General features: G+C 45.1%; 14 protein-coding genes and 1 other RNA gene. 5 read left to right on the top strand and 10 right to left on the bottom strand.

Features of this window, described 5'->3' with window-relative positions; all coding sequences use genetic code 11:
- Position 1: 1 nt before the first annotated feature.
- The 9 genes from ACUZ8J_RS01690 to rsmI form a co-directional block, all read right to left on the bottom strand.
- A complete protein-coding gene (locus ACUZ8J_RS01690) occupies positions 2-337 on the bottom strand; it encodes a hypothetical protein (RefSeq protein WP_279774942.1) in 336 nt (111 codons plus the stop codon).
- A complete protein-coding gene (locus tag ACUZ8J_RS01685) occupies positions 337-645 on the bottom strand; it encodes a hypothetical protein (RefSeq protein WP_249553563.1) in 309 nt (102 codons plus the stop codon). The genes ACUZ8J_RS01690 and ACUZ8J_RS01685 overlap by 1 nt, the downstream gene beginning before the upstream one ends.
- Positions 646-847: 202 nt before the next feature.
- Positions 848-1,516, bottom strand: coding sequence for a recombinase family protein (locus tag ACUZ8J_RS01680; RefSeq protein ID WP_446692880.1), 669 nt, complete (start codon positions 1,514-1,516; stop codon positions 848-850).
- Between the two features lie 254 nt (positions 1,517-1,770).
- On the bottom strand, positions 1,771-2,409 hold the full coding sequence (locus ACUZ8J_RS01675; protein WP_446692879.1) for a hypothetical protein: 639 nt from the start codon (positions 2,407-2,409) through the stop codon (positions 1,771-1,773).
- Positions 2,410-2,538: 129 nt separating this feature from the next.
- A complete protein-coding gene (locus ACUZ8J_RS01670) occupies positions 2,539-3,297 on the bottom strand; it encodes a hypothetical protein (protein WP_446692878.1) in 759 nt (252 codons plus the stop codon).
- 65 nt (positions 3,298-3,362) lie between these two features.
- Positions 3,363-3,818 carry a hypothetical protein gene (locus tag ACUZ8J_RS01665; protein WP_446692877.1) on the bottom strand — a complete coding sequence of 152 codons (456 nt, stop codon included), beginning with the start codon at positions 3,816-3,818 and terminating at the stop codon, positions 3,363-3,365.
- Positions 3,819-4,394: 576 nt separating this feature from the next.
- Positions 4,395-5,783 carry a DUF6538 domain-containing protein gene (locus ACUZ8J_RS01660; RefSeq protein WP_446692876.1) on the bottom strand — a complete coding sequence of 463 codons (1,389 nt, stop codon included), beginning with the start codon at positions 5,781-5,783 and terminating at the stop codon, positions 4,395-4,397.
- Positions 5,784-5,822: 39 nt separating this feature from the next.
- Positions 5,823-6,176: RNase P RNA component class A (rnpB, locus tag ACUZ8J_RS01655), an RNA gene on the bottom strand.
- A 64-nt stretch (positions 6,177-6,240) separates the two neighbouring features.
- Positions 6,241-7,086, bottom strand: coding sequence for a 16S rRNA (cytidine(1402)-2'-O)-methyltransferase (rsmI, locus tag ACUZ8J_RS01650; protein WP_249556408.1), 846 nt, complete (start codon positions 7,084-7,086; stop codon positions 6,241-6,243).
- A gap of 88 nt (positions 7,087-7,174) precedes the next feature.
- Between rsmI and ACUZ8J_RS01645 the strand changes: the two genes are divergently transcribed.
- The 4 genes from ACUZ8J_RS01645 (at position 7,175) to dolP (ending at position 10,647) form a co-directional block, all read left to right on the top strand.
- Positions 7,175-9,061 carry a penicillin-binding protein activator gene (locus ACUZ8J_RS01645; protein ID WP_446692875.1) on the top strand — a complete coding sequence of 629 codons (1,887 nt, stop codon included), beginning with the start codon at positions 7,175-7,177 and terminating at the stop codon, positions 9,059-9,061.
- Positions 9,058-9,384 carry a YraN family protein gene (locus ACUZ8J_RS01640; RefSeq protein WP_023266395.1) on the top strand — a complete coding sequence of 109 codons (327 nt, stop codon included), beginning with the start codon at positions 9,058-9,060 and terminating at the stop codon, positions 9,382-9,384. The genes ACUZ8J_RS01645 and ACUZ8J_RS01640 overlap by 4 nt, the downstream gene beginning before the upstream one ends.
- Before the next feature lie 106 nt (positions 9,385-9,490).
- Positions 9,491-10,084: a phosphoheptose isomerase gene (locus ACUZ8J_RS01635; RefSeq protein ID WP_011070670.1), complete on the top strand. Its 594-nt coding sequence runs from the start codon at positions 9,491-9,493 to the stop codon at positions 10,082-10,084.
- Complete coding sequence (dolP, locus tag ACUZ8J_RS01630; protein ID WP_011624409.1) at positions 10,081-10,647, top strand: division/outer membrane stress-associated lipid-binding lipoprotein; 567 nt, start codon at positions 10,081-10,083, stop codon at positions 10,645-10,647. Before ACUZ8J_RS01635 ends, dolP begins: the two co-directional genes overlap by 4 nt.
- Positions 10,648-10,665: 18 nt before the next feature.
- Here the strand turns inward: dolP and ACUZ8J_RS01625 are convergent, their stop codons facing one another.
- Positions 10,666-11,586, bottom strand: a complete 921-nt coding sequence (locus ACUZ8J_RS01625; protein ID WP_446692874.1) for a DMT family transporter — start codon at positions 11,584-11,586, stop codon at positions 10,666-10,668.
- 120 nt (positions 11,587-11,706) lie between these two features.
- Here ACUZ8J_RS01625 and ACUZ8J_RS01620 point away from each other — a divergent pair, with 120 nt between their 5' ends.
- Entirely contained in the window at positions 11,707-12,579 is an 873-nt protein-coding gene (locus tag ACUZ8J_RS01620) for a LysR substrate-binding domain-containing protein (protein WP_011624411.1), read from the top strand.
- Positions 12,580-12,605 lie beyond the last annotated feature (26 nt).

The raw sequence follows: 12,605 nt of genomic DNA, 5'->3' as shown, positions 1-12,605 counted from the left end.
ATTACTTCACCCCCAAGATCGGCAAGGTTACGTTTTTAGCAATATTAGCTTCACGAAGTAAGAAGTCTGCCAATGTGGATTGTTGTAGGCCGTGACCACGCCCAAAAGTAGTGCAACCAGTGAGTACCAAGGCTTCCAACGCTTTAATGTCATCAAGGCCAGTGTTCTTTGCGACCTGCTTGATTGCTTTCGCTGTGACTTGATCACCAAACTTTAGGCCGTTAATGACATTCTTGAGTGCATTAAGGTTTGCAAGTGCCGAGGTTTGATCATTCGTCTCAATGGCGTTAATGGCTGTAGAAACGAGATCTGAACAAAAGTTAATTCTATCTAACATTATTTAAGTCCTTGTTTAGCTAAAGAAGCGCTGATTCGGTATAAACCACCTAAGTGTTGATATTTAGAGGTTTCCTTGACCTCCTGCTCTAACTGTCTCTGTTTCCTCTGCGCTTCTTTTTGCTTGGACTGTTGATTGATTAGTTCTTGCTCCTCGAATGAGATTTTTTGGGGTTCATTCTGCTTGTATTTATTAGCTAGTCGATAAATCTCGTGCTCTGAAAGCTGATTTAAATAGCTTAATTCTAAACCTTGATCTTGGAGATCCAGAATTAAGATATCTAGTGTTTTAGATATGTTATTTCTCATAAATTTTACTTTACTCTGTATAAGGATAAATCTTTACGATTCAGACACCTGCATTATACACATAATGAAAAAATGTAGCTACATTACATAGCTACATCAACTGTTTGTAAGCTGTGCATAATCAGTGGATATATAGAAAAGTAGATCTTTATCAGCGGGTTAGTGCCAGCAAAATATTTTGCTCTTTTAGTTCGATCGCTTCTTATTTGATCGAGTTTTGCTTTTTTACCCTTTGGACTGTTGAAACTGAACACCCGAGCATCTCGGCAGTTTTACGAATACTCATCGTTTGCAGGTGAGTGTGAATCGCTTGGTGAAGCTTTTCATCCTTGTTTTGACCTCCCCATGTTTTCCCTTCGGCTTTGGCTTTAGCAATGCCTTGGGCTTGTCTAACCCTTCTCGTTTCGTAATCGTCCCGAGCCATACCCGCAGCGAGGTCAATCATAAAGTTAGTAAGAGCCTTTTGAATGAAGCCGGAATTCACATCGTTTGCTGTTAGTGCTGAATGTGTTTGAGGTTGGTCGGCTATCACAATGATGATCCTTTTACTCGCAATCTTGCTCTTTAAACTCTGCCAAGTTTCCCAAGGTAAGCGGCTCAAGCGATCCATCTTCTCAATGAGCAGAATGTCCCCCTCGGATGCTTCCTCAATAAGCCGATTTAGCTCTGGGCGGTCAGGGTCGTTTCCTGATACGTTTTCTTGATAAAAGGTCGTAATCTTTACGTGGTGAGCTTTAGCGAAGGCGATTAACTCCGGTTTGGCGCGTAAGCTGTCTTGATCTTTGGTTGAAGCTCGAAGGTAGGCACGAATGGTAAGATTAGGTGTATTCAGCATGTGGTGTCTCAAGTCATTACATTTAGGTGTATTCATTTGGCTCTGAAAGCCGCATTCCTACGTTATACCAAATGTATTCATTGAAGTATACATGGTGATGTTGGCTAGTGTTGATATAAAGGTCTATATAAGTCTTATGTAGTATTGATGAAGAGTATGGAATTAAACGTCAATAGATATAACACCACATCAAGGGATAACGCCATTGCAACTCTAACCAATTGTTTCGTTACAGCTAAATCTAAAGCTACCAAGTGCAGTGAACCGTCTTAAGGCATTTTATCAACTGGTTAATAGTAATCTCTGTATGCTTTAATGACTTCTAATCCTATATCTATTCGATTGGTCAGCCAATTAGTTTGCTCCGGTGTCCAGCCATACTGTTCTTTAAGACGCATAGCTAATAAGGCGCTATCCATCGGCCTTCGAGAGTACCTCGCAAATGCACATATGAACTTATCTAACCTTGCTATATCAATAGGATGAAAGCTTAGAGGGTGTTGATTTAAATAGTTTTCAAACGCTTTTCTTGGCACATTGGCAGAAATAATGTCATTGAGACTAGGATTTGGATTAGATGCAAAAACTCGGATATTTTGCCCTTTGGTAAATACCTTAAACTCATTTGTAAAACGAGTCGCAATCTGATTATAGGTACCTACCGATAAGCCGTCTCCACTTTGAGGAACAATATTAACAATATTCATGCATTTAGAATTGCTTTCAAATAAACATAATGCAATCTGCACCGACTCATAGAGCATAGTTAGTACAATTGCTTTACCTTCTGGCATTCCGTCAGCTAATTGCTGACTCCTAGTAGCATCAAGCCTCCATGAAGTATTTGCTGTCGCAAAATCTCTCAATTTATTAACAATCCAATCAATGCCTAAGCTTGATTTTAATTCAACTTCAACATGTATTAACATACTTCCTCGTAAACATAATGCCTTGTTAGGGGAGATGCATTCAACATCGACGCTACTGCAAGTCGCCTAAATAATTAAAACCAAGATATAGTAAAATTTCATGTGTGTAGAATTCTTCTGAACAAATTGCTAATGATCACTTTCTACAAGCTCTTTTTCTGAGTTTATATGGTGAGTAAATGCTAATAAAAATTGATCGAATCGTTCTCCAATACCGATATCAGCAAGATTAGTCGTTGGTTTGACCTTACTTTTAATTACTTTTCTGATTTTTATGTAATAGCTAACTCCACATGCTTTAGATACAACTTTAAGTTCTTCATCTAATAGGCCTAGAATTTCTTTTAGACCATGTTCGTGAGTGTCTGCCAATTGCTTTTGGAGAAAAGTACTAATGCTTTTATTGGATGTGAATAATTCAGTGCATTGCAGTTGTTCTAAGTATGCTTTTTGGAGCAGAATCATTTTCGTAGCTACGTCTTTTCCTCTAAGCTGAAAAGCAAGAATGGGCTTATCTTTAGCAAGTTCGTTAATAGTATTCGAATACCCAGATATGAATTCCTGAGATAGTTCCGGTGTGACTTGTGCAATAGCTTTAGAAAAATATCCTAACATTAAATCTTGATTCTGTTGCGGGATAACTATGCCCAAAATTCTTTTCTTATCGAAATACTTCTGACATTCAAGGATATACTGCTCATACAATTCAGACGGAGAAACAGCAGAAGCTAATACATAGGTTCGAAACTCTAATAGGTAGAACAATACCTGACGTGTAGTTCTTAACTTTTCCGCTCGTAATTTAAAGAAATAGCCAAAACCACTAAAAACTGCACTTAATGTTATCCCAACAGTCCCTATTAGTGCAGCAATAACTTGAACTTCCATTCTTCCTCCGTGACAGCTAACGTTATCAATAATCTACACACTTCAACACGTTGTTTATTTACTTGTTAAATAAACAACAGCACAGCCTTAGATGCTGAGTCATCGTATTCCCAAATCTCAACGCCCTCAGGTATTAAGTGGGTATAAGTTCTGATGTAGTACTCCGCAAGAGTTTCGTTGCGTTTGCTGCTGAAATCTCGCAGGACAAACATAATCTTGCGGAAATCTTGAGGTGCGGCAAGAAAGTAATACATGGCCTCATTCCATACAGTCAATTTTGCACTTGGAACATTATCGCCAGAAGTCCATTTGTGAGATTTGCACTCTACGATGACTTTTGATTTTAAACATCCAAGGTCAAATGAATGTCTCTTCAGCCTGCCGTTGATTCCGACAAGGATTTTAATATCCTTAACCAAATCAATGCCTATAGATGAAAGATACTGTTGAGCAGAAAGCTCAAAATCCTTTCCGACTTGTGCATTTGATTTGGAATCGACTCTCTGGAAGGGCTTGCTCATATTTTCTTATGCATTTAACAGTGTATCACCTGCACCTCTAATAAAGCTAACTACTTATTGAATAAGGAATTTTGGTTGCAACAATAATCAACCAATACCAATAAGCTAGCACTATTCCCTTCGTGCTAACAACATTTTTATCTAGAAAAGTCGAGCCCTTATTTATCTAGAAGCATTTGATGCGAAAGCAAAGGAATTCGGAGAAGTAAGATAAAGACTTTCAACAAATTGTACTAGTTTCCCATTAAATCAGCATATCAATCCTATTAGGGCTGTAGGTAGGAAAATGAGTATTCCTTTCATATAAGGAATGCATGAATCATTAGTATTCATGCTGAGTGCCCATGATTCCTTTGTTTATGATATGGATATCACTTGGTCTTTTCAATTCTTGAAGAAATACAGTAAGGTGTAACAAGACTTTGTTCCCTTAGACCAAAAACCAACGTAAATCAGCTTCTTAGAAAACGTAGAGAGGGTTCGACTCCCTCTCTAATAATTCCGACGTCCGCGAAACGGATAGTCACTGTTCAACTAGACAACACTCTCAAGCAAAGTCTCCGTCGATAGCTACAACTAAAACTTAGTCTCATATTTCAATGAGTCTAATAACGGTTTGAGTTTATCTAGTGAAATCAGATAAAGATGAGAGTATCTACTATGAATTTCATCTCCACGTTTACAGGATTTGTGACCCGCAATAGCCTTACTTAGAAACTCATTTGCCCCATTCGCTCGTATCAAAGAAATGACCGTGTGCCTGAATGAATAGATACTCAGCTTGTTACCTTCAACATCCCTTTCAGGTAAACCAATTTGTTTGCGGATTTCAGGATAGCGTGAAGTAAGGTAACGCTCTGATACTTCGAATAAACGATCTTCTGCATTCTTAAACGAATTTACATAATCCATGAAACCTAGTTGAATTAACTGCTCTGCGATAGGAATCTTCCGAGTGGATGCATCTGTTTTACCAAACTGAATTTGCATGTACCAAATGCCAGTCATAGGGCATCGTAGAACCTTTCCTTTAGTGAGTTTTTGGATTTCATTATTTCTCATGCCGGAATACGCCATGATTAACAACGACCACTTCAAATGAGGTCTTTCACAACCCTTCGCAAAGTCGATAATTTTCTTAGCTGTAGGGATATCGAACGCTCCTCTATCCTCACCAGTTTTCGACTTAACTCGTCTTTTATCCATAGGCGAAACATCTAAAACTCGCTCCATGACCAACCAACGGAAAAAGCCTTGGTATGTCTTTAGCCAATGAGTATTATTCGTTATTTGATCCTCTTCCGGTACTTCATCCTGTAAAGCTAACTCCATAAGTTCCGAGAGTTCTTTGTTCTTGTAATCCTTAAGGTTCCCTCTTGGCATACGCAAGCTAACAGAAAGCAGTTCATCGACTTGTGCCCCATTGAGATCAACCGAAAGTTCACCATGTAAATAATTAATCAACGCCATATGTCTAATTCTGGCTTGCATATCATCGTGGTTTAGATGCGTACAGCTCTCGAGCCACTTCTTAGACATTTCCGCAATTGTAGGTTTTGACTCGCATTCATCGACTTCAATAACTTTTGTCAGAGGAGCCTCAAAGTGCTGAGGATACTCTTTCATAAATGCAGATAGCTCTTTCCTTTCTTCGCTGAGACTATTCCCTTCAAATTTCAACTCAAATGAACCCGTCAGACAGGTAATTAAACCCATTTGAATCGTGTTTTCTATCTGTTTAGCCACCAATGAACTCCTTAAATCATCAAATTGACTAATCACATTGGCCACAATCTTTCGCGCTATTCTTGAGGATTTGGTATGAAGGCTTTGCCGGATAACAGGAGGAAGGTCTGTAGCTTCTTGCACAAGTTTTGGAACACGAATCCGCAAGTAATAGATCCCATTCCGTTGAAAGGTATAGGGGAGATTTTGTAGCTCAGTTTGTAGCACAGTCTGTAACATAAAAGGCCTCGCATCGCTGCGAGGCCTTCTATTTCGAAAGGTTTGAGTTGGCCGATAAGCCGGGTCCTGTCTTGGACAGTCATTCATCTAGGCCTGCAATCGCTCGCAGGCTCAAGCGACCTACCCGGTTCCAACGCGAGCCACGCCATACGGAACCCTATTTGGTCTTGCTTCGGGTGGAGTTTACCTTGCTACGGACTATTGCTAGCCGCACGGTGCGCTCTTACCGCACCCTTTCACCCTTACCACCTTAGCCTAAGCTATGATGGCGGTCTCCTCTCTGTTGCACTTGTCGTCGGTTCGCACCGCCCAGGCGTTACCTGGCACCCCGCTCTTTGAAGCCCGGACTTTCCTCCCCGCTCTTGCGAGCGCAGCGACTGTCTGGCCAACTCGGCGCGGATTATAGCCTAAGCAACCTGCGTGTACCACTGTTAATCCCGCCCGTGTGCACCAGTGCTTATAAATCAGACTCTAAACCAAACTTATACAGAGCATTCTTTTTAAGACCGTGAATTTGCGCGGCAATGGCAGCAGCCTTTTTGAGGGGCAATTCTTCACAGAGTAATTTCAAGGTGTTGATGGCGACAGTCGGAATGGCGTCATCATCCTCCGCGGCGCGATGCCCATGCACCATCAGCACTATCTCGCCTTTTTGCTGGTTAGGATCGCTACTGACCGTGGTCAACACCTCGGCCACAGGGCCAGATAGGAAGGTCTCGAAGGTTTTAGTGACTTCTCGCGCCATCACCACTTGCCTCTCGCCGCCTAACACTTCGACCATGGTCGTCAGGCTATGCTCGATGCGGTGCGGTGATTCATAAAAAATCAGCGTGCGAGGGTCTTCCTTAAGTTCGAGTAACTTATCGGCGCGCGCCTTCTCTTTAGAAGGTAAAAAGCCTTCGAAGGAGAAACGATCCGACGGTAAACCCGACGCGCTTAATGCAGTAATCGCCGCGCAAGGGCCTGGCAAGGGGATCACTCGAAAACCCGACTGGCGCACATGGGAAACTAAGTGATAGCCGGGGTCAGAAATCAGCGGTGTGCCCGCATCGGAAATCAGCGCAATCGATTGCCCTGCGGCTAACTGCTCGACAATCCACTGGGCGCGGGCACGCTCGTTATGGTCATGCAATGCGATAGTTTTGGTAGAAATACCAAAATGACTCAATAACTTGCCGCTGTGGCGCGTATCTTCGCAGGCAATCAATGCGACCTGAGTGAGCACTTCGATAGCACGTGGGCTCATGTCCCCCAAGTTACCAATGGGAGTGGGAACAATGTAGAGTGCGACGCTTTGGTCCATATATACCTCGGTAATGACAGTGCCAAGACTTTCGTCAAGCGCAAGAGAAGGTTAAACTAGAGGCAGCATCTTACCAGAGTGAAGCCCAGTGTTAAAAAGCCTGAATACAACTAAGTTCGTTTCCGTGGCCATTTTATCCGCAGTGTTGGCGGGTTGCGGCAGCCAAGCGCCCAGCTCAACCGGTACTGCCCCCACAGTGGCCACCTCTTTAGCCTCTGCACCATTGGCGCCCAATGTGTATTTAGCACAGGCCGCGAATAGCAAAGATCCGCAGCAGCGCGATACTAACCTGCTGCTGGCGGCGCATGCCTATATCAATGCCAATGACTATGCGGCGGCGCAGAAACTGCTGAAGTCGATGCAGCCAAGCCTGACTCAGACTCCCACTCTGGTGGCCGAGCATAAATACCTGTCGGCACGGGTATTAGAGCATACATCGACCTATGTCGAGGCGCTCAAGACCCTGAGCTATCCAAGCACTTGGGTTTTACCCGGCTGGCAAATGGCCGCGTATCATCAATTTAGAGCGCATTTATTCCAGTTGAATAAGCAACCTATCGAGCAAGTGCGCGAGCTGAGTTTATTGACCACCTACTTACCGCCCGCCGAGGCGAGTGAAGTCAATAACCAAATCTGGCAAGTGTTGCAGCCAATGCATGAGCAAACCCTGCAAACTTTTATCCGCGATGCCAACAACCCAGTATTTGCTGGTTGGTTGCAGCTCGCCTATATCGCCAAACATTATGCGGTCGACCCCAATCAACTGGTTCGTTACTTAGGCGACTGGCAAAAGCAGAATCCTTATCATCCAGCGGCAGCCAAATTACCGACCGATTTGGATCGGGCGCTCAATGCCAAGCCTTTTATGCCGAAGAATATCGCCGTTCTGCTTCCGCTTACAGGCCAGCGCGCGGGTGCCGCCAACGCGATTCGCCAAGGGATTTTGGCCAGCTATTTAGCCAAACCTAATGAGCAGGTTGCGGTTAATTTTTACGATACCGCCAATGATGCCGTAGCGGCCTATCAGCAAGCGGTGAACGCGGGCGCCGAGTTTATTATTGGCCCCTTACTGCCAAATGAAATCGATCAATTGCTGGCACTGAACAGCAACACCAGCCCTGCGACCAGCACGCCATCGGGTTCTGCACCTACCGCGCCCGCAGTACCGACAGCACCAATCCCGCAGCTGTTTTTAAATCAAACCGATAAGTTTGTGCCCGATATCAATAAGTTCTACTTTGCTCTGTCACCAGCCCAAGAAGCTGCCGATGCCGCAACGCGTATGTATCAAGATGGCGTGACTATGCCATTACTGCTTGCCAGCAACGATGCCACAGGCAAACGCATGGCAGAAAGCTTTATCCAAGCCTGGAAAAAGAAAAGCGATACCCCTATCGAAGTCTATTACTACGATGGTGGCGATAAGATGAAAACCACAGTGCAGGATGCACTCGGTGTCCGTGATAGCCAAGCGCGTATCGCGCGGATAAAGGAGCTGCTCGGTAATTCGGTACAAGCCGATTTTCGTTCGCGCCAAGATATCGATGCAATTTATATGATCTCGACGCCGCAGGATTTAACCTTGCTCAAGGCCTTTATCGATGTGAACTTCAGCGTCTTTACTCAGCCAGTGCCGCTGTACACCTCAAGCCGCAGCCGCATCGACAACGAATCGAGCCAAACGGCGCAGGATTTAAATAACCTGACCATGAGCGATGCACCTTGGCTGATGCAAAACAGTGAAGAAAACCTGATGGTTAACACTCTATGGTCGGGCTGGAATAACGGCCAGAAACGCCTATTCGTGATGGGCTATGATGCCATGGATTTGATCAGCAAACTGGCGCAGATGCGCTCATTCACAGGTTACCAGTTCAATGGACGTAGCGGCGTGTTATCCGTCAATCCTGACGGCGTGATTAACCGCCAATTAAGCTGGGGACGCTATCAGAGAGGCAGTTTCCGTCAACTATGACACTCGGACAGCAGGCAGAGTCGCTCGCCCAAGGTTACCTCGAACAGCAAGGGTTAACCTTTGTCGAGCGCAATGTCCGCTACCCCTTTGGTGAAATAGACCTCGTCATGCGCCATAAACACCACTGGGTATTTGTTGAAGTAAAATATCGCTCAGCAAATCAATTTGGCGGAGCAATACAAGCACTTAGCAAAGCACAAATCGGCAGGATCCGCATGGCGGCCAGCCACTATTTACAGACGCATAAACTGGATGTGCCGTGCCGATTCGACGTTGTCGCCATCGAGGACGCGCAAATCCACTGGCTAGTCGATGCCTTTTAAACGAGGCCTTCGACTCAGCTAATCGAATAATTTTTAACGCTTATGCCTCAACTCCACCGTGGAAATATGGCATCATAGCCACACTTTATCCTGAAAGGATGTATCCATGTTAGAACGCATTAAAGACAGCTTTACTGAATCTATCCAGACCAAAATCGATGCAGCCGAAGCACTGCCAGAATCCATCGCCAAAGCGGCCGAGATGATGGTGCAATGTCTTTTGGGCGGCAATAAAATTCTTGCCTGCGGTAACGGTGGCAGTGCCGGTGATGCACAGCACTTCTCGGCCGAGCTATTAAACCGCTACGAAATTGAACGTCCACCATTGCCCGCGATTGCGCTGTCAACTGACACTTCAACCATCACAGCGATTGCCAACGACTACAGCTATGATGAGATTTTCTCAAAACAAATCTTAGCCTTAGGTCAACCCGGTGACATTCTGCTGGCGATTTCCACCAGCGGTAATTCAGGCAACGTGATTAAAGCCATGGAAGCCGCCCTGAGCCGCGATATGACTATCGTTGCCTTGACCGGTAAAGACGGTGGCGCGATGGCGGGATTACTGAGCGTCGGCGACGTGGAAATCCGTGTACCTTCTAACGTGACGGCACGTATTCAAGAAGTACACTTACTGGTTATCCACTGCCTGTGTGACAATATCGACCGCACGCTCTTCCCGCAGGACGAACAGCAATGAGATATGCTGCCCCACTGTTAATGGTTTGCATGCTGCTGCAAGGTTGCGCCGGTGCCGTTATGGTGGGCGCAGTCAGTGGCGCCATGATGGCCAACGATGAGCGTTCGGTGAAGACTCAGCTCGACGATACCAATACCGATTTTAAGATCACCAGTGCCCTGCTAGAGCATGAAGATCTGAAGAAACAAACGAATATCACGGGTGTTTCGGTTAACGGTAATGTGCTGATGATTGGCCAAGCCCCTAACTCAATGTTGAGGGATAAGGCGATTAAGGTCGTACAAGACCTTAAGCTTGGCGGTAAAATCCACAATCAGATCCGCATCGGTAACCCAACCTCTTTCACCACCCGTAGCAATGACACTTGGGTGACGACGAAAGTGAAGGGACGCATGCTCAACGAGAAAGAGCTGGATGTCACCCGAATTAAGGTCATTACTGAAAACGGTGAAGTCTTCCTACTCGGACTCATTCACCGCTCTCAGGCCGACATGGCTGTCGATATCGCGCGCAACACCGCGGGCGTGCGTAAAGTCGTTAAAGTATTCGAATACATCGAATAACCGATTGAGCCTAAGCCCTTAGGGTTTAGGCTCGCCTTCTACCGCATCTAGTCCTAACGCTTTTACTTGGATGTCATTCATCACCTTGGGTGACTTGGCCACCCACATGCCAATCCAAGGTAAAAACAGTGACGGCAACACAATCAATGCGGCGCCCAACCAACTTAGGCTATCTAACCATTCATCGAATAACAACCAGCCCAAAAAGACGATAAATAACAGGCCAGTATATTCGGCAATCGCAATATCGCTCGCTTGCGCGCGACGATAGGCCAGCACGCAGAACCAGTGATAAATCAGCAAGAAGGCATTACTGAGCAGTGCTACGGCTAATAATCCCCAGCTCAGCCCCTCAAGCCCTTGAAAAGCAGCGATGATTAAGGTCGCAGGAATACCCAGTAGGTTATACAGCATTAAGGTTAATACTGGATGCTCAGTATTTGGGACTTTTTTCAGGGTCAACTGGTTAACGGCAAAGGTAAATGCTGAAAATAACACTGCCAACCCAAACCAATTCATCTCACTCGGTCTGAGGATAATTAAGATCCCGACAAACCCAAGTAATGTGCATACCACTTGTCCTGTAGTGATCCGCTCCTTTAAAAACCAATAGCCCATCAGAATAATCATCAGCGGCGCCGAGTAAAACAGGGAGCTGACCGTCGCGAGCGGCAAAGCCATTAGGCCAATAATTAAAAAAAGCGCGCCAACCGAGCCTATGTTGGCACGCCAAAGGTGGACCGAAATATGTTCCGTCTTGGGTCGCTGCGAGTACAACCAAATGGGGATTAACATCAATACTGAAGTGATTTGTCTCACGAGTAGAAAAGTGGCCGCATTTGCATCTTCTGGCAGCCATTTGATCGATACATCGTAAAAAGCACTAAATAGATTACCCACTATCAATAAAATCAAACCGATAACTACAGGGCGCTGCATTTTTTACCATCCACAAATCTCAATGCTGGCATGATAATCCCCACAAAACTTAAGCAGAAATGATGCTTTCTCATGCTAGATGAATTAAATTCATACTAAATCTTTTAGGCGTTGAAAATCATGAGAAAGCTTCCTCCATTACGCGCACTACAAGTCTTTGAGACCGCCGCAAGGCAGCAGCATTTTTCCAAGGCTGCCGCCGAACTTTGCATTACCCAAAGCGCGGTTTCACACCAAGTGCGTGTATTAGAGGAATATTTTGGTGAGCAGCTTTTCGACCGTCAGGGACGAAAATTGCAACTCACGCCTAAAGGCCAAAGCTTATTTATTGAGTTAGAAAGGATTTTTAATGAGTTAAGCGATCTTAATCTCAAGATCCGCGACACCCCGAACCAACAACTCTGTTTGGCGGTGTACAGCTCTTTTGCGGTGAAATGGTTGATCCCAAGATTGGCGGATTTTAGGCGCCAATATCCCAGCGTTAAAATTCGCCTCGAGATGATCACTCAAGACCCCGATCTCAGCACTAGCACGGCCGATATCTTTATCGCGGGCAAACTCAATCAACGCGGCTATTGGCAACAGTTACTGCATAAGGAGCGGCTCATTCCAGTGTGCAGCCCGAGTTTTTACCCCAAATGGCGTGATATTAACTTAAGCAATTTCCAGCAACAGGCACTACTGATTGTGGACGAGGGGCCGCTAGGACTCGATTGGCACAAATGGTCATCAGCCCATCAGATCCCGCTGAATAACGAGCAGCAACATATTTTTAGTCATATCGTAATGGCGATTGAGGCGGCGATTGCGGGCCAAGGCCTCGCCCTCGCCCCAGATTTTATGGTGGCAGGTGATATCAGCACCGGCAGACTGGTGGCGGTTAATCTGCCCGATGTTCATACGGGCTTTGAGTTTAGTTTTATCTGTAAGCAGCGTCGTCTCACAGAGCCTGCCATAGCCGCCTTTTCCTCCTGGCTAAAATCGCAGGCCTAACACTTAGTTCTGTATCAAACAGCCCA

It is taken from the genome of Shewanella sp. Koi 1 (assembly GCF_052907445.1).
Note: the sequence above shows the minus strand (reverse complement) of the source record. Positions and strands in the feature narration are given on the sequence as shown.

Bases quoted from the DNA above. Each gene is read 5' to 3' on its own strand.
- ACUZ8J_RS01660 (WP_446692876.1), bottom strand. From the start codon at position 5,783: ATGTTACAGACTGTGCTACAAACTGAGCTACAAAATCTCCCCTATACC.
- ACUZ8J_RS01675 (WP_446692879.1), bottom strand. From the start codon at position 2,409: ATGTTAATACATGTTGAAGTTGAATTAAAATCAAGCTTAGGCATTGAT.
- ACUZ8J_RS01640 (WP_023266395.1), top strand. From the start codon at position 9,058: ATGACACTCGGACAGCAGGCAGAGTCGCTCGCCCAAGGTTACCTCGAA.
- ACUZ8J_RS01635 (WP_011070670.1), top strand. From the start codon at position 9,491: ATGTTAGAACGCATTAAAGACAGCTTTACTGAATCTATCCAGACCAAA.
- ACUZ8J_RS01625 (WP_446692874.1), bottom strand. From the start codon at position 11,586: ATGCAGCGCCCTGTAGTTATCGGTTTGATTTTATTGATAGTGGGTAAT.
- ACUZ8J_RS01620 (WP_011624411.1), top strand. From the start codon at position 11,707: ATGAGAAAGCTTCCTCCATTACGCGCACTACAAGTCTTTGAGACCGCC.
- ACUZ8J_RS01665 (WP_446692877.1), bottom strand. From the start codon at position 3,818: ATGAGCAAGCCCTTCCAGAGAGTCGATTCCAAATCAAATGCACAAGTC.
- ACUZ8J_RS01670 (WP_446692878.1), bottom strand. From the start codon at position 3,297: ATGGAAGTTCAAGTTATTGCTGCACTAATAGGGACTGTTGGGATAACA.
- rsmI (WP_249556408.1), bottom strand. From the start codon at position 7,086: ATGGACCAAAGCGTCGCACTCTACATTGTTCCCACTCCCATTGGTAAC.
- ACUZ8J_RS01685 (WP_249553563.1), bottom strand. From the start codon at position 645: ATGAGAAATAACATATCTAAAACACTAGATATCTTAATTCTGGATCTC.
- dolP (WP_011624409.1), top strand. From the start codon at position 10,081: ATGAGATATGCTGCCCCACTGTTAATGGTTTGCATGCTGCTGCAAGGT.
- ACUZ8J_RS01680 (WP_446692880.1), bottom strand. From the start codon at position 1,516: ATGAATACACCTAAATGTAATGACTTGAGACACCACATGCTGAATACA.
- ACUZ8J_RS01690 (WP_279774942.1), bottom strand. From the start codon at position 337: ATGTTAGATAGAATTAACTTTTGTTCAGATCTCGTTTCTACAGCCATT.